Annotated in this window: 1 protein-coding gene; it reads right to left on the bottom strand. The window is 39.4% G+C overall.

Features of this window, described 5'->3' with window-relative positions; all coding sequences use genetic code 11:
- Positions 1-366: ATP-binding protein (locus tag FJQ58_RS00245; RefSeq protein ID WP_139990472.1), on the bottom strand; the 366-nt coding region annotated here is incomplete at its 3' end.
- Positions 367-503: the final 137 nt, after the last annotated feature.

A 503-nucleotide genomic window follows, 5' to 3' on the forward strand; every position in this document is an offset into this window, starting at 1 on the left:
TTCCGTACCTTTCTCCGTTAACACTTCCACTTTATCCATTAGAGCCTGCATCATAAAGAGACCAAGCCCTCCAGCCGTTATTTCACTTAAATCTTTATTGTGATGCGAAGCATTCTTGTTTAATGCCTGCTCGTATTTAAAGCTCGTTCCATTGTCTTTTATTCGGATAGAAATTCCTTCTTCCTCAAGCTCGAAACGAATATCAACTACCCCTTGCTGCTGATTGGTATACGCATGCAGTACGACATTCGTACACGCTTCCGTTACTGCTACCTTCATATCTTCTATTTGTTCANATAATGTAACTCTAACAATATCGATATATTCCGCTTTAGCGGGAATCGTTAAATGAATGAATTGGCTCATAATTTCCCCTATCCTCTCTGGTGTGTTCCCGATTGCAGATTACACTTTTACTTTTTTTACTTTATTATAAAATCTGATAGTCGATATAATGCCGTCATAGACGGTGCTCAGCATGCCAGGCTCTTTCAGAGGCTTAT

The sequence above is a fragment of the Paenibacillus paridis genome, from assembly GCF_006345825.1.
In the GTDB taxonomy this organism is placed as follows: domain Bacteria; phylum Bacillota; class Bacilli; order Paenibacillales; family Paenibacillaceae; genus Pristimantibacillus; species Pristimantibacillus paridis.